This window comes from Methylosarcina fibrata AML-C10 (genome assembly GCF_000372865.1).
GTDB classification, from domain to species: Bacteria; Pseudomonadota; Gammaproteobacteria; order Methylococcales; family Methylomonadaceae; genus Methylosarcina; species Methylosarcina fibrata.
Genome location: NZ_KB889965.1, coordinates 3,691,677 through 3,711,806 on the forward strand (window position 1 = coordinate 3,691,677; position 20,130 = coordinate 3,711,806).

Below are 20,130 nucleotides of genomic sequence, written 5' to 3' on the forward strand. Positions count from 1 at the left end.
AGTCAACTTTACCCGACCGCCCATCCGCTCCGGAAAATCGGCCTTCAACAGGGACTCATCCGCTGAGCCGCCAGCAACAGCTCTTCAATGAAATGCTGACTGTAGAGCGGCAGATAATTCTGTTTGAGATAGGCGATCTTGGTGATGGAGCCTGGAATAATATGGGACAAATCCCGCGCGACCAAGTCCTGGTCGGCAACGGCGTCATAAGCCATGCCGGCAATCAGGCCGACGCCCAAACCCAGCCGCACATAGGTTTTAATCACGTCGGTATCGGCCGCAGCCAGAATGATGTCCAGCTCCACCCCTTGATTTTTAAAGGCGTTTTCGATGTTGGAACGGCCGGTAAAGCCGAAGCTGTAAGTAAGAATGGGAAAGGAGGCCAATCGCTCGCGGGTCAATTCGCCCTCGCATAACGGATGATTCTTCGGCATGACCACGGCATGATGCCATTCGTAGCAATGCCGCGTCACCAGTTCGGCGTCTTCGGCGACTTTCTCGGTACAGATGGCTATGTCCGCTTTATGGGAATGCAGTTGATCGATGAGTTGCTCCGGCGCCGCCTGAACCATATAGATCCGAACGCCCGGATATTTTTCCCTGAACCGCTGGATGGGCGCCGGTAAAAAATACTTGGCCTGGGTATGGGTGGTGGCGATATGGATGGTTCCTTGGTTGCTGTCGAGAAAGTCCGCAGCGATCGCCTGAATATTCTGCTTCGCCAGATGAATCACCGCCACTTCCTGCATCACGCGTTTGCCCAGCGGCGTCAATGCGGTTAATTTCTTGCCGTTCCGTTCAAACAAAGGCGAGCCCAGCTCTTCTTCGAAAAGCTGGAGCTGTCGGCTGACCGCCGATTGAACCACATGCATTTTATCGGCCGCTTTGGAAAGATTGAACCGGGTTTCCTGAAGGATGCGAAGCAATTCGATTTGGCTTAAATTCATACGGTTTATGAATTCTTTTACGATCAAGTAATGGAAAATTGAAAAAGCGGCCGGGCAGCCTCTGTAAGAGCCGAAAGCGCAAGGCTTGCCGAACGGATCACTCGAAAAGTTTTATTTTTATTGAATTTTATTAACTTAATTTACTCAAATTAAGGGTTTAGTTTTACATCAAAAATAAATGAAAGTTCGTTATATTATCCTATTTTTAGATAATTTAACCAGAAATCATCAATTTTTTATAAAAAACTATCTCAAGAATTAAAAGCCGTTGGAGAAGCCGGCTTTACGGTCCGCCCGTTTTGCCCGAGGTTTTTTCCTCCTCTCTCAACGCCTGTAAATAAAGAGGGATAGAGCCTGCCCAGAAACACGTTACTGAGTGACCCGCATCTGCAGAAACCGATGAAATGATAATTTGTCCCGTTGGTGAGGGCGTGATTAAGCAAACCGGATCGGCGCTATCGTTCAAACTCTTGATTAGTCCCAACAGGAGATATAAGAAATGAGCCAGACTGTTATAACGATTTTAAATGAGAAAATGCAGGATGCGCTTCTTCATGACTTTGACGAATACCTTTTCGAGGAAAAATCAGGCCAGCATGCAGGCCATTACCGTGGTTTTCTTCTTAACAGCGTGTTTCAGCCGATCTTTGCCGATGAATTGAAAACCGTGATCGGCTATGAAGCCCTGCTGAGAACTTCCATCGGAAGATCCCTGCCGGTCGAGGCGAAATTTGTTTTTCGCTATATCGACGACACCGGCGGGCTGATTCTGTTCGACCGTATCTGCCGCACCCTTCATCTGCTTAATTTCCTTCTGATCAGCAATGAACGGGATTTGCTTTTTCTCAACGTCCATGCCGGCCTTCTGACGCGCGTCGATAGCCACGGAATGATCTTCGAACGCATTTTGCATTCGCTGTCCGTACCGGTCAACCGGGTCGTCATCGAATTCGAAGAAAGCTGCCTCGAAGATACTTCGATTCTGAAGCGGGCGGTAAGAAACTTTCGTGACCGCGGCTTTAAAATTGCGCTTTCGGATTTCGGCAAAGACCGCACCAGCATGCAATGCTTGTGGGAAATAAACCCCGACTTTGTCAAATTGGACAGCGCCATTTTATACGGCGCGATGAATAATGAAAAAATCAGGCGCATACTGCCCAAAGTCGTCGGCCTGATTCAGGAAGCGGGCAGCGAGGCGGTCATCCAAGGCGTCGAGACCTTGCAACAACTGGATCTGGCCCGGCAGTGCGGAGCCAGGTTTCTGCAAGGATATGCCTTGTCCAGGCCGGACTTCTCCGTTCCGGGATTCATGCAAAAAAACACCATGGAATTAAGCCGGTGCGCATGAGCATGACTGAGACAAGGAAAGAGCCAATCGCTGCCGGGATCCGCTGCTCCTTTTGGCGCCCGAAACGCTTCGGGGCGGGCGTTCCGTTGGTTTGCAAATCATCCCGCAAAACCTTGCGTTAGCCGAAACGCCGGAAAATAACGGTTTTTCGTTTCTCATGTTGGTTATTTGGAGCAAAATAGCCAACATGAGAAGATTCGTAGCTTCCGGAAACTCCGGATAACGATTATCCTGCCTTGAATTTCGAGACCAGCCGGACGAGTTGGCGCAAATTTTCCTGCGCCGGTTCCCTGCCGTAGCGCAATTCGATGAACAACGAGGTGATCCGCTCGATTTCCGCCGAGCGCTCCGGCAATTGAGCCTTGGCCCTTTCGGCAAACGTTTTGGCGCCCTCGCCGGTCTCTCTTGTCAGTCCTTTTCTTGCCAGCTTTTTACAATATTTCGCATAGAATCGAAGCGCCGTATCGGAAGGCCCGCTCGAGCGGAAAAACAGGCTTGCGCCATACAATGACGTGATCGCGGCGACGATTGCCGCCATCGATAAAACCATGGACTGGACGCCGTCGATGCCGAACGACGATAAAAAGCTGGATTGCTTGCCGCTGTTGTAGTTGACGACCCAACGCTGCCAATTGTATTCGGCGCTGCTCCACAGCAAACCGCTCTGCTTCAGCCAGCCGCTTAACCAGCCGGCGCTGGATCCGTCTGCGATAAAGCGGATCTCCTCGCCCAATTCCTGTTCGGTATTCAGATTCTGTTCCAGTCTTTCCGGCGCGATGGCGGCCGTGGGATCGAAGCGGGTCCATCCTTTGCCGGCAAGCCATACTTCGGCCCAGGCATGAGCGTCTTTCTGCCTGATTTCCAAAAAATGGCCCACGTCGTTCATCGTGCCGCCCAGATAGCCGGTCACGACTCGCGCCGGAATGTGCGCCACCCGCATCAAATAGACAAAAGCGGAAGCATAATGGCTGCAAAATCCCGAACGGGTCTTGAACAGAAAAGTCTCGACCGGATCCTGATCAAGCAGTGGCGGAGTCAATGTGTAGCGAAAGTTTGACTTTCTAAAATAATCGAGCACCTGACGGATAAACGCCTCGGGCGGCGCTTCGAGGCCTTGCAACTGTCCGACCAGCGATTTAATCCGCGGCGAGGGCTCGGCCGGCAACTGGATCGATTCCTGATAATCGGCCGGAGAAAGGCCGCCGGTAATGTATTCGGGGTAAGACGTGATGTTATATTCGGCCCGCTTTTCCGGATTATCCGACGTGAGCAATTGATAATAGCCGTTTCGCTGCAAAGGCGGGGCATAGCCGATCGGCATGTCCAGCGCAAAAACCCAATTTTTAACCTGAGGCTCCAGCAACAGCGTATAACGGTAAGGGGTGCCGATACCGGTAGGCGCTTCGGTTGCTTTGTCTGGATTCGAGTTTTTTGTCTGAGTCCAGCGCTTGCCGTCGGTATAAGGCATCACCGGACCTCGCCAATAACGAAAAGCTGGCAGAGGCACCCGGCCGGAAAACTTGACTCTGAAGACAAGATCGTCGGATGTCCCCAAATTGCTGATCGAGCCGGGCTCCAGATAATCGCTCAAACCCGATTTGGCGTAATTCTTGTCGTTGAACAACAGCCATTTCGGCGCTTCCACTCTGGGAAACAAAATAAAAACGACCAGGGCGATCGGGATGGATTGAATGCTTATCTTCAAAACAGTCTTTAAAGCCTGACGGACCGGCACCTGCCGGCCGGCGACACGAACCAGAATCACCAGCAGCAAACCGACGGCCGACAACACGTACGCCGTCATGCCGATGCCTTGTTCGTACAATAATTGGGCGGCGGCGACGATGAAGGTCAAATAAATGATCAGATAAATATCCCTTTCTTTTTTGATCTCCATGCATTTCAGCGCCAGCGCCGTCATAAACAGATGGGTGCCGGCATCGCGTCCGACAATCCCTTGATGCAGGTTGTAAAGCAGAGCGATTCCGGACAATGTCAGCATCAACAGCAGGGGGACTCCGGGCAAGCCGTTCGGCCTCCAAATCGCCCAAAAGCGCCAAGCCAATATCGAATAAAAAAAGATCATGACCGGCTTGGGGGTATGGCCCAGATGCGGCAGAGCAATCAGAGCAATGGAAGCCAGCAAAAAAATCAGGACATTTTTTTGCGATTCGGGAAACATGGAGAAAAGCCTCTAACCAAAACAATGATCTCGGACGAGCCGAACTTCCTGTTCGACAGCCTGGATCGACTAATTATAGTAGTGGCCGGGCATTATCCCAGTCCGGAGCGTCAGCTTTGGCCGATTGACGGAACGAGATGGGATGGATGGTTGAAGCTTGAAAGAAAGCCAGGCCGTCTCTCCTGCATTTCTCTGGAGCGATGCCATTGCCGGACGGCATTCGGTTCGGCAGTGCGGGAAAAAGAAACTGACGGCAACCGCTTCCGTCAGCATCGAGGATAGAAATCAGATCGGGCGAGAGCCATCCGTCAAAGCATGACCCTCGATCCGATGAACAATTATTTCAACGACAAGGTTTCGGCGCGGCCGACCATTTCAATCGCCAGCTTGTCTTCCTTAAGCAGCCAGCCGATGGCGCGTTGAATGTCGTTTTTGTTGAGTCCGGTTTCATTGGTAACTTTCGAGACGCTGGACGGGCCGTTTTTATCCAGATATGTCCAGACTTTACCAGCGGCTTCACCGATATTATGAGACATAAGAGTTTCCTTTAGTTTGTGGTTTAAAAATTAAGACGTCTTTGTATGATGATCGGGCAACACGATGTTAAGCTCCAGTGTTTCCTGATTATCATCCTGTTCGAAGTTAAACGAAATCGAATCCTGATCCACATTGACGTATTTCCGTATGACTTCCAGCAATTCCTTTTGCAATTGTGGCAGCCAGGAAGGCTGATTTCGGGAAGATCGCTCATGCGCAACCAGAATTTGCAGCCGTTCCTTTGCGACCGACGCCGAACTTGCTTTCGAAATTCTAAAGTAGTCCAGTAAGCTCATTATTTGCCCCCGAAAAGCTTCCCGAAAAGGCCTTTCTTCTCCTCAATAAACCGATGAGGCTTGTTTTCTCCCAGATAGCGGGCGACGATGTCGGCATAGGCCTGTCCCGCATCGCTTTTCTCGTCCAGTATGACCGGAACGCCCGAGTTGGAAGCATTCAAAACCGACTTCGATTCCGGAATCACGCCCAGCAGATGCAGCGACAGAATTTCCTGCACGTCGTCCACGCTCAGCATTTCTCCCAACTTGACGCGGTCCGGCGAATAGCGCGTCAACAGCAGATATTCTTTGATGGGCTCCATATTTTGCTCGGCCCTGCGGGATTTGCTCGACAACAGTCCCAGCATCCGGTCGGAGTCTCTGACCGAAGAGACTTCGGGATTGGTGACGACAAAAGCATCATCGGCAAAATACATGGCCAGATGCGCGCCTTTTTCAATGCCGGCCGGCGAATCGCAGACGATGTATTTAAAGTCTTTGGACAACTCTTCCAGTATTCTGCCGACGCCTTCCTGGTTCAAGGAATCCTTGTCGCGCGTTTGCGATGCCGCGAGAATGTAAAGTTGATTGCAGTGCTTGTCGCGGATCAAGGCCTGATTCAAAGTCGCCTCGCCGTTGATAACGTTGATCAAGTCATAAACCACCCGGCGTTCGCAACCCATGATCAAATCCAAATTCCGCAAACCCACGTCAAAATCGATGACTGCGGTTTTATGGCCCCTTTTTGCGAGGCCCATTGCTATGGCGGCGCTTGTCGTGGTTTTGCCGACCCCGCCCTTGCCGGATGTGACGACTATAATTCTTGCCAATGGCTTTTCCTCCAAAAATAATGGAACGTATTAAATGTCTTTAATGATCAACGAATTGTCTTTTAGATAGATCTGCACGGGTTTGTTGCGGACACTGTCGTTCAAATCTTCGCTGATTTTATAGATACCCGCAATCGAGATCAGCTCTGCTTGTAAGTCGGAACAGAAAATGCGTGCTTTGGTGTCGCCCTGGACGCCGGCCAATGCCCTTCCTCTCAACGTGGCATAGACGTGGATGTTTCCCTCGGCCATGATTTCGGTGCCGGAACTGACCTGGGCCAGAACGATCAGATCGCCTTGCGAATACACCCGCTGGCCCGAACGTATCGGCTGAGTGATCACGGTCGTGCTCGGAGCATCCGCTTTATGATCGGTAGGTTCGGGCGTCGGAACGATCGTCTTCGCTTTTTGCAGGTCCGCCGTCTGGGCCGTATGAATGGAATGCACGGGGATGCCCTGGGCGATCGCTTCCTGATTTTGCTGTGCAGTGCCGCCGCGTATGCCGATCGGAAGCAAACCCAATGTCCGGATCGTTTTTATGAATTCCGGAACATCGATGTCGAGCGCTTGCTTGTTCAACTCCTGAACATCGAACACTAACGGAGAATTCTTGAAAAACTCAGGCGCCAGATTTATTTTTTCCTGAAGTTGCTGCTCAATGACGACCAGATCATTGCTGGAGAGTACTAAAACGGGAACCGAAAAGGTGCTGCTCTTAAATACCAGGGCGGGCGGGTGATAAGGCGCTCTGTTAGTGTCTGTTGTCATCCGTTGTTTCTGCTTGATCGGTAATATACTAAATTCTATCATTGATCAAAAAAAAAATCATATTTCAAGAACTCATTCACACTTTTTTTGTCACGGGCTTGAAGGGTCTGCGCTTTCCTCCAAAACTGAATCCGGTCAAATCCGCCAAATGCCGGTCCGCCCAAGCGTCAAATCACCGCCCACGTTCCGGCGTGCCTTGTGTAGCGGGCAAGACCCGGCAGAACACAATCCTGTCTTCAAGGGACCTCGATCGGCTGGCCGACAAAGGCCGGAAACCGTTGCAAGAATTCATTCTCCCCGCCGTCTGATTCAACCGGGCGGCGATGCGCACCGATCGAACAATTGCCGGCATTTGTCCGGCCGCCATTCCGGCAATTCCCCGCAGAGGTCGGGAGCGAACGGAACACGGAGAGTTTGACAGGGCACGCAATCCTGTCGGGTCTACCCTCCAGCTTGCAATTTGGCTTAATTTCCTATAATTTAGATCAACATCCGAAAGGCTAGGGGTGCTTCTTGTCCATCAAGTAGCTGAGAGAAACCCTTTGAACCTGATCCGGCTAATACCGGCGTAGGAAAGCCCAAACTTCCCCGCGCCTTGTTTGTTTGTTGTTGGAGAAAAGCAATGAGCGCTGTTCTTAAAGAGTTGACCGCCGACGCCGTCAGTAGCGTAAAAATCGATCCTTATCCGTCCTCCGAGAAAATTTATGTGCAAGGCAGCCGACCCGACATCCAGGTTCCCATGCGCAAGATCCATCTGTCGGATACGCCCGCCCATTTCGGCGCCGAGAAAAATCCGCCCATTTATGTTTACGATACTTCCGGCGTATACACCGACCCGGCTGTCACCGTCGATCTGAAAAAAGGGCTGCGCGCGATCCGTTCCGCCTGGATAGAAGAAAGGAACGATACCGAGGAACTGGCCGGCCCGAGTTCCGAATACGGCTATCAGCGTCTGCACGATCCGGCAACGGCGCACCTGCGTTTCGAGCACATCCGCAAACCGCGCCGGGCCAAGGCGGGCGCCAACGTCACGCAGATGCATTATGCGCGGAAAGGCATCGTCACTCCGGAAATGGAGTTTATCGCGATTCGCGAAAATCAGAAAATGGAAGAAATGCGCGATCTATGGAAAGATCAGCATCCCGGCGAATCCTTCGGCGCCTCGATTCCGGCGATCATTACACCCGAATTTGTCCGCAGCGAAGTGGCCAGAGGCCGCGCCATCATTCCGGCCAACATCAATCATCCCGAGCTCGAACCGATGATCATCGGCCGCAACTTCCTGGTCAAAATCAACGGCAATCTCGGCAATTCGGCGGTCACCTCGACGATCGAGGAAGAAGTCGAAAAAATGCTGTGGGGCATCCGCTGGGGCGGCGACACCATCATGGACTTGTCGACCGGCAAGAACATCCATGAAACCCGCGAGTGGATCCTGCGCAACTCTCCGGTTCCGATCGGCACCGTGCCGATCTATCAGGCTCTGGAAAAAGTGGGCGGCAAAGCCGAAGAACTGACCTGGGAAATCTACCGCGACACGCTGATCGAACAGGCCGAGCAGGGCGTCGATTATTTCACGATTCATGCCGGCGTCCGCCTCCATCACGTGCCTTTGACCGCCAAACGCATGACCGGCATCGTCTCGCGCGGCGGCTCCATCATGGCCAAATGGTGTCTGGCGCATCATACCGAAAGCTTTTTATATACGCATTTCGAAGAAATCTGCGAGATCATGAAAGCCTACGACGTTTCGTTCTCCCTGGGCGACGGCTTGCGCCCCGGCTCGATTTACGACGCGAACGACGCCGCGCAGTTCGGCGAACTGGAAACCTTGGGCGAACTGACCCAAATCGCCTGGAAACACGACGTGCAGACGATGATCGAAGGCCCGGGCCACGTGCCTTTGCACATGATCAAGGTCAACATGGACAAACAGTTGGAAGAATGCGGAGAAGCGCCTTTTTATACTCTGGGCCCTTTGACCACCGACATCGCACCGGGTTACGACCATATCACCTCGGCGATCGGAGCCGCCACGATCGGCTGGTACGGCTGCGCGATGCTCTGCTATGTCACGCAAAAAGAGCACCTGGGACTGCCCAACAAACAGGACGTCCGCGAAGGCATCGTGACTTATAAAATCGCCGCCCATGCCGCCGATCTGGCCAAAGGCCACCCCGGCGCCCAGGCCCGCGACAACGCAATGTCCAAGGCCCGTTTCGAATTCCGCTGGGAAGACCAGTTCAATATCGGCCTGGATCCGGAAAAGGCGCGCGATTTCCATGACGAAACGTTGCCGAAGGAATCGGCCAAAGTGGCCCACTTTTGTTCGATGTGCGGGCCTCATTTCTGCTCGATGAAAATCAGCCAGGACGTTCGGGATTACGCCGCGGAAAAAGGCATTAACGAAGAAGAAGCGCTGATCAAAGGCATGGATGAAAAATCGAAGCAGTTTCTGGAAGAGGGCGCCGACATTTATCACCGGATCTGATGCCTGATCTAATCGGAAAATCCGGCTGTCTTACCGAGCGGCAGCCGGATTTCCGAAAGCGATGGCCAATGCTGACCGGCTTACTTTTCCCGGTCCCATTTTCTTACCTCTTTATTGAAACATCATCGATACCTCAGGCATTATGCCCGTCAAATTCGGAGAACTGCCCTGAAAAAGTGGCTTTTCGATAAGAGACCGCCCACGATCCAGCCATGTTCTTTAAAGTCAAATCGATTCGTTTCTTCAGTTTTTTAAGCATAATCTTACTTAACTGTTATAAGATAGCGAAAATTCCTTCAATAGGGACCATTTATGCGCCGCCTTATCCTTCTTAGCCTGCTCGCTTTTCCGGTCTACGCCTACGCCGTCGATGAAAAACCACCGCACGTGGAGGAAGTTCCGGACGTGCCCGAGCCGCCCTTGCCGGTCGAGAGCGGGGAAACGCTGGAACCGGACATCACCATTATCCGCAAAGGCAAGGATACGATTCAGGAATATCGCCGAGGCGGCAAACTCTATATGATCAAGGTTATTCCCGACATCGGGCCGCCCTATTATTTCATCGACACCGACGGCGACGGCAATATGGATGTTCGTGGCAACGACCTGGACCGGGGACGCCATATCAACATGTGGAAAATCCTCGAATGGGATTAAACGAATCAGTAATCCCGGATTGTTTTCCGACAAAAACAATCCGTTTATTTTCTTATCATTTGTATATTTAAAAGATGTTTTTATATAAATTGCTCGCAATCCGGCATCAGCCGGCTTCTTTCTTTGTGAGGCTCGTCTGATGCCCACTTTAGCCGCACTGGAAAAAATAGTCCGCGAAGCGGGCTTGATTGCGTTAAATTATTTTAATAACCTGAAAGACGTGGAAGTGAGCAAAAAGAGTGCTCGCGATTTTGTCACCGAAGCCGACGTGGCCGTGGAAGCCTTTTTAAAACAGGCGCTTACCCAACAGTATCCACAATACGGATTTTGGGGCGAAGAAAGCGGTCAGTCCGAAAACCAGTCCAGCCGCTGGATCGTGGATCCCATCGACGGCACTCATTCCTTTTCCAAAGGACAATATTACTGGGCGCTCAGCGTCGCTCTGGAAATCGAGCAGGAACTCGTCATGGGCGCCGTATACGCACCGGCGCTGGATGATTACTACACCGCGGAAAAAGGCGGAGGCGCCTGGAAAAACGGGCACCCCATCAAAGTATCGCCGGAAACCCGGCTGGCGGATGCAATGGTGTGCACCGGCTTTGCCTGTCTTCGAAATTACCTCACCGAGAACAACCTGGAACGATTTGCCAGAATCGCGCAGAATACCACCGGCCAGCGGCGCTTCGGTTCCGCCGCGCTGGATTTATGCCTGGTGGCGGACGGTCAGGTCGATGCCTTTTGGGAACAGGAACTGAATTTGTACGATATCGCCGCGGGCGCTCTCATTGCCAGGGAAGCGGGCGCCAGCGTCACCGATTTTAAAGGCAATGAAGGCGTTTTCCCCAAACAGATTCTGGTGACCAACGGTCGGTTGCTGGATCAGCTGTTGCCGCTCATGTAAATTTCGGCAATACTGCGATTCGTCCGGCTCGTTTATAAGTTTCGCTGCGGGAAATCATCCAGGATGAATACCGATGAAAAATGGTTTATAATTCCCGCCCTTACGCTGCCTATCGGCAGGGGCGTCTTATAACCTTTTCCTTGACTCGGCTGTGCAACGGCCTTGGGCAAACGATTTTTCATGCAAGAAATAAATCCGATTAAATACAAGATTTCAGACTTGAAAGACCGCGGCAACGCGCTTAGGGGGTATCTTTGACTTTGAAGGCAAAAGCGAGCGCCTGGTCGAAGTCTTAAGAGAACTGGAAAATCCCAAAATATGGGATAATCCCGAGCAGGCTCAAGCCCTGGGCAAAGAGCGCGGGCAACTCGAAAACGTGGTCGACACGATTCGCAGCCTGGATCAAGGCCTTTCCGAAGCCGAAGAACTGTTACTGATGGCCGTCGAGGAAGGCGACGAAGAAACCGTCAATACGGTCGCGGACGATCTCGAACAACTCGAAAAAAAGGTTGCCGACCTCGAGTTCAGGCGCATGTTCTCGGGCGAAATGGACGCCAACAACGCCTTTCTGGACATTCAATCGGGCTCCGGCGGCACCGAAGCCCAGGACTGGGCTTCGATGATCGAACGCATGTATTTGCGCTGGGGCGAAAGCAAGGGCTTTAAAACCGAATTGATCGAAGAATCGCCCGGCGACGTCGCCGGCATTAAAAGCGCTACGATTCGGTTCGAAGGCGACTACGCTTTCGGCTGGCTGCGCACCGAAACCGGCGTGCACCGTCTGGTCAGAAAGTCCCCGTTCGATTCCGGCAATCGGCGCCATACGTCGTTCGCTTCGGTGTTCGTTTCGCCCGAGATCGATGACGACATCGAAATCGACATCAATCCCGCCGATTTGCGCGTCGACGTCTACCGGGCCAGCGGCGCCGGCGGCCAGCACGTCAACCGGACCGAATCGGCCGTTCGCATTACCCACAACCCGACCGGCATCGTCGTGCAATGTCAGAGCGACCGCTCCCAGCATAAAAACAGGGACACGGCAATGAAACAACTGAAAGCCAAGCTGTACGAGCTGGAAATGCTGAAACGCAGCGAGTCCCAACAGGCGCTGGAAGACAGCAAATCCGACATCGGCTGGGGCAGCCAGATCCGGTCCTATGTCCTGGATCAATCGCGGATAAAGGATTTGCGGACGGGAGTGGAGACTGGCAACACACAGGCCGTACTCGACGGCGCCCTGGACCAGTTTATCGAGGCCAGCTTGAAGAGCGGGCTGTAGCCAGTCAAGACGAAATCATCCGCTCGTTCTCACCGAATTTAATGTTAGAGTTGAAGTAACCATGTCCGAAATCGAACACGACGAACAAGAACTCATTAAACAGCGCCGCGCCAAATTAAAAATGCTGCGCGAAAACGGCATCGCCTTTCCGACCGATTTCCGCCGCAACGTCATTGCCGGCGAAGTTTTGGCCGAATATGGAGAAAAAACCAAAGAAGAGCTGGAAGCGGAACCGGTCCGCGTCAAGGTGGCTGGACGCATCATGACCCGGCGGGTCATGGGCAAAGCCAGTTTCTGCCATATTCAGGACATGTCCGGACAGATTCAGTTGTACATCACCCGCGACGCCCTGCCGGAAGGATTCTATAACGATCATTTCAAGAAATGGGACATCGGCGACATTGTCGGCGCCGAAGGGGCTATTTTTAAAACCAATATGGGCGAGCTCAGCATCAAGGTGGACGAAATTCGCCTGCTGACCAAGTCCCTCAGGCCGTTGCCCGAAAAATATCACGGCATCGCCGACCAGGAAATCAAGTATCGGCAGCGCTATCTCGACTTGATCATGAGCGAATCCTCGCGCAAAACCTTTTTGCTGCGTTCACGGATTGTCGCCTACATTCGCCAGTTTCTGATCGACCGTCAATTTCTCGAAGTGGAAACGCCGATGATGCAGGCGATTCCCGGAGGCGCTACCGCACGGCCGTTTACCACCCATCACAACGCGCTGGACATGCAGTTGTTTTTGCGGATTGCTCCCGAGCTGTATTTGAAACGCCTGGTCGTCGGCGGCTTTGAGCGCGTTTTCGAAATCAACCGCAATTTCCGGAACGAAGGCTTGTCGACGCGACATAATCCCGAATTCACGATGCTGGAATTTTATCAGGCCTACGCCGAATACCACGATCTGATGGATCTGACCGAAGACATGATTCGCGGCCTGGCTCAGGAAGTGGTCGGGCAAACGACGATTACCTATCAAGGTGAACAATACGATTTCGGCAAGTCGTTCGAGCGCATGACGGTCTTCGCGTCGATTCTTCACTTCAACCCCGAACTGACCGCTGGCGACATCGACAATCGGGAAAGCGCCGCCAAAGTCGCGCAAAAACTCGGCTTACCGGTTAAGGACAGCTACGGGCTCGGCAAGATACAAATCGAGATTTTCGAGAAGACGGTCGAAAGCCGCTTGATGAATCCCACCTTCATTACCGCCTACCCGGTGGAAGTATCGCCTCTGGCCCGGCGCAACGATCACGATCCGCACATTACCGACCGCTTCGAGTTTTTTGTCGGGGGCAGGGAGATTGCGAACGGGTTCACCGAATTGAACGACGCCGAAGACCAGGCGGAGCGTTTTCAGAAACAGGTGGAAGAAAAAGAGGCGGGCGACGATGAAGCCATGCATTACGATTCGGATTATATCGTCGCTCTGGAGCACGGCATGCCGCCGACCGCAGGGGAAGGCATCGGCATCGACCGGCTGGTGATGCTGTTCGCCGATGCGCCTTCCATTCGCGACGTACTGCTGTTTCCTCATATGAGAGCGAAAAACTGACCGGACTCTTTCGAAGAAAGCCTCGAGAAGACAGGTCTATCGGTTGTATCGGCGCCGATTCGTCGGCACAAAAAAAGGAGCTTATAGCTCCTTTTTTATGCCGATTCACGTTATCCGGTTCAGGATTCGGACGCGGCTTTCTTTATTTCTCCGTCATACACCAGCAAAGGCTCGGATTCGCCAAGAATGACGCTTTCGTTGATCACGACCTTGCTGATATTGTCGGCCGAAGGCAGTTCGTACATGGTATTGAGCAGGACGTTTTCCACGATCGTCCTGAGCCCCCGGGCGCCGGTCTTTCTTTCCATCGACTTGCGGGCGATCGCGTGCAGGGAGTCGCCACTGAATTCCAGTTCGGCCCCTTCCATTTCGAACAGATGCTGATATTGCTTGATCAACGCGTTCTTGGGTTCGGTCAGAATCTGCACCAGGGCATTTTCATCCAGCTCGTCCAGAGTGGCCACTACGGGAAGGCGTCCGACAAACTCCGGAATCAGGCCGTATTTGATCAAATCTTCAGCTTCGACCTCGGCAAAAAGTGCGCCGACGTTCTTAACGTCTTCCTTGCTTTTGACTTCGGCGGCAAAACCGATGCCGCCTTTTTCCGAGCGAGCTTTGATCACCCGGTCCAAACCGGCAAAAGCGCCGCCGACGATGAACAGGATGTTGGCCGTATTTACCTGGAGGAACTCCTGCTGCGGATGTTTCCGTCCGCCTTGCGGCGGCACCGAAGCGATCGTTCCTTCTATCAATTTCAATAAAGCCTGCTGAACCCCTTCTCCCGACACGTCGCGGGTAATCGAAGGGTTGTCCGATTTTTTGGAAATCTTGTCGATTTCATCGATATAAACAATGCCGGTTTCCGCTTTCTCGACGTCGTAATCGCATTTTTGCAGGATTTTCTGGATGATGTTTTCCACGTCCTCGCCGACGTAGCCGGCTTCCGTCAAGGTAGTGGCATCGGCAATGGTAAAAGGCACATCCAATAGTCGGGCAAGGGTTTCGGCCAGCAGCGTCTTGCCCGAGCCGGTCGGTCCGATCAACAAAATATTGCTTTTCGACAACTCAACGCCATCTTTTTTGGTCTTGCTGCGCAGGCGTTTGTAATGATTGTATACGGCCACCGCCAGGATTTTTTTGGCGCGTTCCTGTCCGATCACATAATCATCGAGCTCCGCCTTGATCTCTTTGGGCTTGGGCAGTCTGCCGCCTCCGAAAGAAGTCGACTCATCCTGCAACTCATCTTTAATGATGTCGTTGCAGAGCTCCACGCATTCATCGCACACATAGACGGCTGGACCCGCGATAAGCTTCCGGACTTCATGCTGACTTTTTCCGCAAAATGAACAATAAAGAAGCTTGTCCTCGTCTTTGTTTTTACTCATAGTAGATTCCCGCTAAATAACCAGAGCTGATGTTTTCATCTTTACTGGGGGAAAGGATATAACGAAACTCAAGAAAATACCAACTGATCTTTATCCGGACTCAGGAACGGCTCGTCAACACTTTATCGATCAGACCATAGTTCACGGCGTCGTTCGCATTCAGAAAGTTGTCCCTGTCCGTGTCCACTTGAATTTTCTCGATCGGCTGGCCGGTATGATGCGCCAGAATATGGTTCAAACGGTCTCTGATCGCCAGAATTTCCCGCGCATGAATGTCGATATCGGACGCCTGGCCCTGAAATCCGCCCAGCGGCTGGTGAATCATCATCCGGGAATGAGGCAAACAGAAACGCTTGCCCTTGGCTCCGCCGGTCAACAACAACGCTCCCATGCTGGCCGCCTGGCCGATGCACATGGTGCTGACGTCGGGTTTGATGAACTGCATGGTGTCGTAAATGGACATGCCGGCAGTGACCGATCCTCCCGGGGAATTGATGTATAAATGGATGTCCTTGTCGGGATTTTCGGACTCCAGAAAAAGCAGTTGGGCAACCACCAGGTTGGCCATGTAATCCTCAACCTGGCCGACCAGAAAGATGACCCTTTCTTTTAATAATCTGGAATAGATGTCGAAAGATCGCTCGCCCCGAGCCGTCTGTTCGATGACGATCGGCACCAAGCCGCCGGCTGCCTGCGGCTCCATTGTCTGATTCATTATAGGCTGTTTATACATTCCGTAAACCTTAGCGTTAGCGCTGCTGATTTTGCATGACGTCGTTAAAACTCATCGGACGATTCGTTACTTTTGCCTGCGAAGTCAGCCATTCCACCGCCTGGTCTTCCAGAACCATTTGCTGTACGTCGCTCAAGCGATTTTCATCGCGGTAATACCAGTCAATGACGTCCTGAGGGCGTTCATAATTGCGCGACATGTCCTCAATCACGGAACGCACCTTGTCGTTGTCTACCTTGATTCCGTTTTGCTTGATCACTTCGCCCAGGATGAGGCCCAAAGCCACCCGGCGCCTGGCTTGCTCTTCGAACATGTCCCGCGGCAATTGCAGATCTTCCAGCTTTACTTTTCTCTTCCGGGCGTTTTCCTTGTACGGCTTCATCAAACTTTCGACTTCCTCGTCGATCAATGCGTTCGGAACGGTCACCTGAATTTTTTCATACAGAACGTCCATGACGGCATTTTTTAAATTGCCCCGCAGCGCCTGTTCCAGTTCTCTTTCCATGGTGTTTCTGACGTCTTCGCGAAAAGCTTCCACGGTGCCTTCCTGAATGCCGTAAGCTTTGATAAAGGTCTCGTCCACTTCCGGGAGCACGGGCTCTTCGACTTTAACGACGTCGACCTCGAAGTCGGCGGGCTTGCCGGCCAATTGGGCATTGCCGTAGTCATCAGGGAACGTGACGGTGAAGGTTTTATTGGCTCCGACGGCAAGGCCGGTCAAATTGTCTTCAAACCCCGGAATCATCTGCTTGGAGCCGATTTCAACGGAATAATCTTCTACTTTGCCGTTGGTAAAATTCTCGCCTTCGGCACTGCCCGAAAACGTGATCGTTATCCGGTCGCCGGTCTCCGACGCCCGCTCCACCGCATTCCAGCTTTTGCGCTGTACCCGGAGTTTTTCGACCATGGCATCGACGTCGGTCTCTTCGACCGTGGCCACAGGCCGCTCTATTTCGAGTTGATCGATGCCCTGCAAGGAAACTTCCGGGTACACTTCGAAGACGGCCGTATATTGAAATCCATTCGTTTCGTCGGAAGGATGGATATGAGGATAACCCGCCGGCTTCAAGTCCTGATCCTGCAGGGCCTGATAAAAGGTCGACTGAATCAGATCGCCGGTGACCTCGCTGCGAATCCGGTCGCCGTACATCTTCTTGACTACATGCGGAGGCACTTTGCCTGGGCGAAAACCATCCATTTTAATTTCGCGCACGAGCGATTTTAACCGTTCCGCCATTTTTTCCTGAACGACGTCTTCAGACACGCTCACAGTCATTTTTCTGCTTAATTCTGATGTCTTTTCGACAGAAACCTGCATTTCTTTACCTCAAATAAATTAGGATTGGTTTTTCTCGACTTCGGTGACGGCTCGAATGAAATGGATAGCCGGTTATGGAACAACAACTTTTGTCGTGACTCAATGGTGCGAATGGAGAGACTCGAACTCTCACAGGCTGCCCTACTGGAACCTAAATCCAGCGCGTCTACCAGTTCCGCCACATTCGCATATTAATTGAACACGATATTATAATGAATATTCAGCTTCAAGCCAAACGAATAGTTTGCTTACTTTAGGATTCACGATGAACGAAAATACCGGCACAGAGCGGACAGATTCTATGCCCTTCGCTTCCGTGTCGATCCGCGGCTTGCTCTGAAGCGGGGAACCCTCCCTTTGGAGAGCCGAGTCAAGGATTCACCGAAACCTCAAACCCCAACGACCTCATCTTCGCCGCCGCGTCGAACAAAACCTCTGACGGCAATGCACCGAGCCTGGAACTCTCCGGCTGCATGGAAGGCCTGGCGATCGTGTACAGCATGACCTGCCGTACCGGCGACCGGCTCCCGATTTCCTGCAAGGCCGCCAGCAGTGCTTTCAGCTCATGCCCCGGATACCCTTGCCCGTCGACGTTGATCAGGCAGATTTGCAATCGGGTCGGGCACAGGGTGGCCGCCAGAGCCAGATTATCCAGACTGCGGCGCAAGCTTTGACCGGTCCCGTTAACAAATTGCCTGCCCGCCGCCGTCGCACTGTCGAGCTTGAACCAAATCTCGCCGCCGTACCGGTTTAGTTTCAGCAAGCCTTCCCGCACTTTGGCCTGATGAATCAGGCTGCCGTTGGTAATCAGAACAAAGCGGCTAGCGGTCAATATTCCGGACTGCTCTCCTATCTTTCCTATCAGATCGACGGCTTCGGCAAAATTCGGCAAACTGGTCGGTTCGCCGTTTCCGGAGATGGCGATGTCCTTGATTACCCGCAAAGGCTCGGCCACGCGGAAGCGCTCGTAAAACTCGCCGGTCGCGACCTCGTGAAGAAAACCGCCCAGTTCCGTCCCGAGAAGTTCCAGATCCATTTCCGGAGCGGCGCCTTTTTTCAAATTCGGCACCTGGCAGTAAATACAACGCCAGTTGCAGGCATTGTTCGTATTGAAATTGATGCCGATCGACAATCCGCCGGAGCGTCTGGACAATACCGGATAGACATACTTCAACCCGGCCGAGTCCCGGCTATGATCGGTAGTTTTCAATATCGACGTCATCATTTATCTTTAAAAATTTATTCGTCATACAACCCGAGCACCAGGTCCTTGAACCAGCGCGGACGAAAAATGACGATATAAATGCCGATGACGCTGGTGAGCGGCAACGGCCCCAATCCGAGAATCGTCAGCAAAATCAACACGAATAGAGTCTTGGCTCTGATACCCATACGATCGGCTCCGGTCTTTGATTGCCTGCAAATAAACTCAGCGTTTAATTTTGCTTTATCCACGGCCGTATTGACTCGGATTTATGGATTTAATTCACTATTGCAAGGGAATCGCCGCAACTTTCGCCTTTCGGATGCGATCATTTTGCCGAAAGACTTGTTTCAGGCCAATGCGGAGCGGTCAACAGACAGTCTGAAACAATGAGAGGTGTTGATATTGGCCGAACGGATGAGCCTCGGCAAGCGCGCCTTGCGCCTGCCGGATTCCAAAATCCGGAGAAAAATAGAGATGCGGCTGAATTCGAAGACGGGTCGAGTCGGCATGCTGACGCCCGCAAACGGACTTCAAGTGGAAAATGCGGCTCGTCCGGGCGGTTTCGGGCCTTCCCGCAACAGACGGAAGACTTCGCCTGTTGCGTTGAAAACAAGACCGGTAGGGGATTTCCTGAGGCCCTTTGCTAATTTTATTGGCTAGTTTCTAGTCTTGTCGACAATCTGATTGGCCTTGATCCACGGCATCATGCTCCGCAGTTTCGCGCCGACCACTTCAATCGGATGCTCCGCCATCAGCCGGCGCCGTGCAGTCATTTCGGGATAATTGGTCACGCCCTCCAGAATGAATTTTTTGGCGTATTCGCCGGTCCGGATATTGTGCAAAGCCTCTTTCATGGCGCGGCGGCTTTCTTCGTTGATCACCTTGGGGCCAGTCACGTATTCGCCATACTCCGCATTATTGGAGATCGAATAGTTCATATTGGCGATGCCGCCTTCGTACATCAGGTCGACGATCAGTTTCAGCTCGTGCAGACATTCGAAATAAGCCATTTCCGGCGCATAACCGGCTTCCACCAGCGTTTCGAAGCCGGCTTTGACCAGCTCGACCGCGCCGCCGCACAGGACCGCCTGCTCGCCGAACAAGTCGGTTTCGGCTTCGTCGCGGAAAGTGGTTTCGATAATTCCCGAGCGGCCGCCGCCGATGGCCGAAGCGTAAGACAGGCAAATCGCCTTGGCCGAACCCGAGGCATCCTTATGAACGGCGATCAGATCGGGAATGCCGCCGCCCCGGACGAATTCGGAACGCACCGTATGGCCCGGCGCTTTCGGGGCGATCATGATGACGTCGAGATCGGCCCTGGGCACGATCTGGTTGTACAGAATGGAAAAGCCGTGGGCAAACGCCAGGGCCGCGCCCTGTTTGATGTTGGGCTCGATTTCTTCTTTATACAAACGCGATTGAAACTCGTCCGGAGTCAGGATCATCACCACATCCGCACCGGTCACCGCGGCCGGTACGTCCTTCACGACCAGGCCGCAAGCCTGCGCTTTGGCGACGGAAGGCGAGCCCGGACGCAATCCCACGACCACGTCGACGCCGGAGTCTTTTAAGTTGTTGGCATGAGCGTGCCCTTGCGAGCCGTAACCTATGATAGCCACTTTTTTGGCTTTAATGATCGAAAGGTCGGCGTCTTTGTCGTAATACACTTGCATGAGTTTTCCTGTATTTCTGTTTTAAATTGGATAACGGTACC

The 20,130-nt window shown here is 52.6% G+C and carries 18 protein-coding genes, 1 tRNA gene and 1 riboswitch; of the genes, 6 read left to right on the plus strand and 13 right to left on the minus strand.

The window, feature by feature from the left end:
• Positions 1-44 precede the first annotated feature (44 nt).
• Positions 45-947: a LysR substrate-binding domain-containing protein gene (locus A3OW_RS0117175; RefSeq protein ID WP_020564683.1), complete on the minus strand. Its 903-nt coding sequence runs from the start codon at positions 945-947 to the stop codon at positions 45-47.
• Positions 948-1,446: 499 nt separating this feature from the next.
• On the opposite strand from A3OW_RS0117175, the gene A3OW_RS25385 reads away from it, so the two are divergent.
• Positions 1,447-2,295 (plus strand): EAL domain-containing protein, encoded by an 849-nt coding sequence (locus A3OW_RS25385; protein ID WP_020564684.1) that lies wholly within the window; start codon positions 1,447-1,449, stop codon positions 2,293-2,295.
• Positions 2,296-2,521: 226 nt separating this feature from the next.
• Here the strand turns inward: A3OW_RS25385 and A3OW_RS0117190 are convergent, their stop codons facing one another.
• From A3OW_RS0117190 to minC, 5 genes are all read right to left on the minus strand, one after another.
• On the minus strand, positions 2,522-4,477 hold the full coding sequence (locus tag A3OW_RS0117190; protein ID WP_020564686.1) for a transglutaminase TgpA family protein: 1,956 nt from the start codon (positions 4,475-4,477) through the stop codon (positions 2,522-2,524).
• A gap of 338 nt (positions 4,478-4,815) precedes the next feature.
• The gene (locus A3OW_RS0117200) at positions 4,816-5,013 is read right to left on the minus strand and encodes a winged helix-turn-helix domain-containing protein (RefSeq protein WP_020564688.1); all 198 of its coding nucleotides are present in this window, start codon (positions 5,011-5,013) and stop codon (positions 4,816-4,818) included.
• A gap of 30 nt (positions 5,014-5,043) precedes the next feature.
• The gene (gene minE, locus A3OW_RS0117205; RefSeq protein WP_020564689.1) at positions 5,044-5,310 is read right to left on the minus strand and encodes a cell division topological specificity factor MinE; all 267 of its coding nucleotides are present in this window, start codon (positions 5,308-5,310) and stop codon (positions 5,044-5,046) included.
• A complete protein-coding gene (minD, locus tag A3OW_RS0117210; protein WP_026223688.1) occupies positions 5,310-6,119 on the minus strand; it encodes a septum site-determining protein MinD in 810 nt (269 codons plus the stop codon). The genes minE and minD overlap by 1 nt, the downstream gene beginning before the upstream one ends.
• A gap of 30 nt (positions 6,120-6,149) precedes the next feature.
• A complete protein-coding gene (gene minC / locus A3OW_RS0117215) occupies positions 6,150-6,887 on the minus strand; it encodes a septum site-determining protein MinC (RefSeq protein WP_020564691.1) in 738 nt (245 codons plus the stop codon).
• Positions 6,888-7,379: 492 nt separating this feature from the next.
• Positions 7,380-7,479: riboswitch (TPP riboswitch) on the plus strand.
• Positions 7,480-7,509: 30 nt separating this feature from the next.
• On the opposite strand from minC, the gene thiC reads away from it, so the two are divergent.
• From thiC to lysS, 5 genes are all read left to right on the plus strand, one after another.
• Positions 7,510-9,378 carry a phosphomethylpyrimidine synthase ThiC gene (gene thiC, locus A3OW_RS0117225; protein ID WP_020564693.1) on the plus strand — a complete coding sequence of 623 codons (1,869 nt, stop codon included), beginning with the start codon at positions 7,510-7,512 and terminating at the stop codon, positions 9,376-9,378.
• A gap of 312 nt (positions 9,379-9,690) precedes the next feature.
• A complete protein-coding gene (locus A3OW_RS0117230; RefSeq protein ID WP_020564694.1) occupies positions 9,691-10,035 on the plus strand; it encodes a DUF2782 domain-containing protein in 345 nt (114 codons plus the stop codon).
• A gap of 139 nt (positions 10,036-10,174) precedes the next feature.
• Entirely contained in the window at positions 10,175-10,936 is a 762-nt protein-coding gene (locus A3OW_RS0117235) for an inositol monophosphatase family protein (protein ID WP_020564695.1), read from the plus strand.
• Positions 10,937-11,116: 180 nt separating this feature from the next.
• Positions 11,117-12,215, plus strand: a protein-coding gene (gene prfB, locus A3OW_RS0117240; RefSeq protein WP_157385935.1) for a peptide chain release factor 2 whose coding sequence is annotated in 2 segments (ribosomal slippage) — positions 11,117-11,191 and positions 11,193-12,215 — 1,098 coding nt in all. Because the reading frame shifts where the segments join, the coding sequence is not laid out codon by codon here.
• Between the two features lie 61 nt (positions 12,216-12,276).
• On the plus strand, positions 12,277-13,773 hold the full coding sequence (lysS, locus tag A3OW_RS0117245) for a lysine--tRNA ligase (RefSeq protein ID WP_020564697.1): 1,497 nt from the start codon (positions 12,277-12,279) through the stop codon (positions 13,771-13,773).
• A gap of 119 nt (positions 13,774-13,892) precedes the next feature.
• On the opposite strand, the gene clpX is transcribed toward lysS, so the two are convergent.
• From clpX to ilvC, 7 genes are all read right to left on the minus strand, one after another.
• Complete coding sequence (gene clpX / locus A3OW_RS0117250; protein WP_020564698.1) at positions 13,893-15,158, minus strand: ATP-dependent Clp protease ATP-binding subunit ClpX; 1,266 nt, start codon at positions 15,156-15,158, stop codon at positions 13,893-13,895.
• A 100-nt stretch (positions 15,159-15,258) separates the two neighbouring features.
• The gene (clpP, locus tag A3OW_RS0117255) at positions 15,259-15,873 is read right to left on the minus strand and encodes an ATP-dependent Clp endopeptidase proteolytic subunit ClpP (RefSeq protein WP_408605657.1); all 615 of its coding nucleotides are present in this window, start codon (positions 15,871-15,873) and stop codon (positions 15,259-15,261) included.
• Between the two features lie 34 nt (positions 15,874-15,907).
• A complete protein-coding gene (tig, locus tag A3OW_RS0117260) occupies positions 15,908-17,209 on the minus strand; it encodes a trigger factor (protein ID WP_026223690.1) in 1,302 nt (433 codons plus the stop codon).
• Positions 17,210-17,312: 103 nt separating this feature from the next.
• Positions 17,313-17,397: transfer RNA gene (locus A3OW_RS0117265), tRNA-Leu, on the minus strand.
• A 182-nt stretch (positions 17,398-17,579) separates the two neighbouring features.
• Complete coding sequence (locus A3OW_RS0117270) at positions 17,580-18,434, minus strand: radical SAM protein (protein ID WP_020564701.1); 855 nt, start codon at positions 18,432-18,434, stop codon at positions 17,580-17,582.
• Between the two features lie 14 nt (positions 18,435-18,448).
• Positions 18,449-18,601, minus strand: a complete 153-nt coding sequence (locus tag A3OW_RS28340; protein WP_020564702.1) for a hypothetical protein — start codon at positions 18,599-18,601, stop codon at positions 18,449-18,451.
• A 471-nt stretch (positions 18,602-19,072) separates the two neighbouring features.
• A complete protein-coding gene (gene ilvC / locus A3OW_RS0117285) occupies positions 19,073-20,089 on the minus strand; it encodes a ketol-acid reductoisomerase (protein WP_020564704.1) in 1,017 nt (338 codons plus the stop codon).
• Positions 20,090-20,130 lie beyond the last annotated feature (41 nt).

Coding starts and splice junctions, on each gene's coding strand:
- A3OW_RS0117200 (WP_020564688.1), bottom strand. CDS start 5,013: ATGTCTCATAATATCGGTGAAGCCGCTGGTAAAGTCTGGACATATCTG.
- A3OW_RS0117270 (WP_020564701.1), bottom strand. CDS start 18,434: ATGATGACGTCGATATTGAAAACTACCGATCATAGCCGGGACTCGGCC.
- clpP (WP_408605657.1), bottom strand. CDS start 15,873: ATGAATCAGACAATGGAGCCGCAGGCAGCCGGCGGCTTGGTGCCGATC.
- clpX (WP_020564698.1), bottom strand. CDS start 15,158: ATGAGTAAAAACAAAGACGAGGACAAGCTTCTTTATTGTTCATTTTGC.
- minE (WP_020564689.1), bottom strand. CDS start 5,310: ATGAGCTTACTGGACTACTTTAGAATTTCGAAAGCAAGTTCGGCGTCG.
- minC (WP_020564691.1), bottom strand. CDS start 6,887: ATGACAACAGACACTAACAGAGCGCCTTATCACCCGCCCGCCCTGGTA.
- A3OW_RS0117175 (WP_020564683.1), bottom strand. CDS start 947: ATGAATTTAAGCCAAATCGAATTGCTTCGCATCCTTCAGGAAACCCGG.
- A3OW_RS28340 (WP_020564702.1), bottom strand. CDS start 18,601: ATGGGTATCAGAGCCAAGACTCTATTCGTGTTGATTTTGCTGACGATT.
- A3OW_RS25385 (WP_020564684.1), top strand. CDS start 1,447: ATGAGCCAGACTGTTATAACGATTTTAAATGAGAAAATGCAGGATGCG.
- A3OW_RS0117190 (WP_020564686.1), bottom strand. CDS start 4,477: ATGTTTCCCGAATCGCAAAAAAATGTCCTGATTTTTTTGCTGGCTTCC.
- lysS (WP_020564697.1), top strand. CDS start 12,277: ATGTCCGAAATCGAACACGACGAACAAGAACTCATTAAACAGCGCCGC.
- tig (WP_026223690.1), bottom strand. CDS start 17,209: ATGCAGGTTTCTGTCGAAAAGACATCAGAATTAAGCAGAAAAATGACT.
- ilvC (WP_020564704.1), bottom strand. CDS start 20,089: ATGCAAGTGTATTACGACAAAGACGCCGACCTTTCGATCATTAAAGCC.
- A3OW_RS0117230 (WP_020564694.1), top strand. CDS start 9,691: ATGCGCCGCCTTATCCTTCTTAGCCTGCTCGCTTTTCCGGTCTACGCC.
- A3OW_RS0117235 (WP_020564695.1), top strand. CDS start 10,175: ATGCCCACTTTAGCCGCACTGGAAAAAATAGTCCGCGAAGCGGGCTTG.
- thiC (WP_020564693.1), top strand. CDS start 7,510: ATGAGCGCTGTTCTTAAAGAGTTGACCGCCGACGCCGTCAGTAGCGTA.